Below are 1,512 nucleotides of genomic sequence, written 5' to 3' on the forward strand. Positions count from 1 at the left end.
AAAAACAAATCCTTCTTCTTTTGCATTGTCTTCTTGCTCAAAATGATCTTTTATCGGTATAAAAATGGCTGGCGTTCCATATACTTTGGCCTCATCAATTGTTGATTTTGCCGATCGAGCAAGATCCTCCGCCCCTATCAGATCCCCCGCGTTAGCCTTATCAATCATTCCTTCAAAATCATCATAAATTTTTCTTTCAAAAATCCCTTTCATGTGCATTTCAGTTCCCTCTTCCGTCGCTTTTCCAGGAACGGTTGCTCCGCGGTGCGGTCTTCTATTGATGATTGTTAAATTATCAGCAGTATTTTTTCCTCCAAACATGAAAGGCTGTATATGGTCATAGTCATAATAATTTTTTTCATAGGGCGATTGTTTTGATCCAGGAATAGGTGGTGTTTCTTTCATGAACATCCTGTTAATGCTGTTCAGTTGAGACTCACCTTTTCTTCCCGCCATAATATTTCTAATGAGTACCTCTTGTTTATTTTCCTTGTATTTTCTAAGAAGGTCTAGATCAACTCTTGAAGGATGACTTCTGATGTCCATAAAATATTTATCCTTATTTTTAACGCTTCCTAAAATTGCAGAATCTTTAAATCCTTTCGTTCCGTACTTTCCTGAAATTCCATATTTAGCTAAAATATTAGTCCCATATTTTAAATTGTACTCATCCATATAACTTTTAAGAAAGTCACCTCTATAAGTTTTTATTCCTTCCAACCTCGCAACAGCGTTTGAAAATTCCTTTAAATTTTCCTTTGCCTCCCATCTTGTCAAGTCATCACCTGAATGCAGCTTTCCTTCAAGGTCCTTATTCAGAATTTTAATGTTTTCTTGCCGCTTTAGTATTGCTACAGATCCTGGTTCTTCCCTCAGTGCTTTATAATCTTCAAGATTCTTTAAGGCAATTCTTCCTTCTTTCGTTTGTTTTAAGTAAGGGGTAATATGTTTTATTCCTGAAAGAATATTTTGTGGCCCTGCTTTCTCTGTGTATTTGTATCCTATGCCCTCCTGTCCCTTAAAGGCATTCTTAGCAGGATTAACTGGTCTGGAAAATTTATCCAGGACAAAGTCCTTAAATTCTTCCATTTTATACATTTGTCCTCTTCGAGCCGCAGAATAATTAAGATATCCTTGTCCAACCTCAGGGGGGAAAAATGGAATTCCGGTGTCGCCTAAAAGATTAACTGAAACATCTGGGTCTATATTGCTTTTTGTTACACGGGGGGTAATTAATGAACTAATCTTTCTATGAAAGTCTTTTTCACCTAAATCAGTTCTGGTTTTCCTGTAATTCTCCAAAACATCTGTTTTTCCTCTTAAAGTAGGATTTCTAATGAAGATTTTGGTTACATCTTCAGCTAGCTGAATGTCTTCAGGAATATTTTTAACTTTATTAACCCAACCCCGTCTCTTAGACCAATTGGAACTGTTCTCTAGTGAAATTCTTCTGAGATTATCAAAATGAGGTTTATAAACACCAAATTCTACCATTCCAATATCATCTTCAAA

1 pseudogene is annotated in these 1,512 nt (G+C 36.0%); it reads right to left on the minus strand.

The annotated features are described in order from the left end of the window. Nucleotides 1-111, minus strand: a pseudogene (locus AC30RD_RS09185) (glycosyltransferase); the annotation flags it as partial. Between the last annotated feature and the right edge of the window lie 1,401 nt (nt 112-1,512).

The sequence above is a fragment of the Nitrosophilus sp. genome (assembly GCF_982775275.1).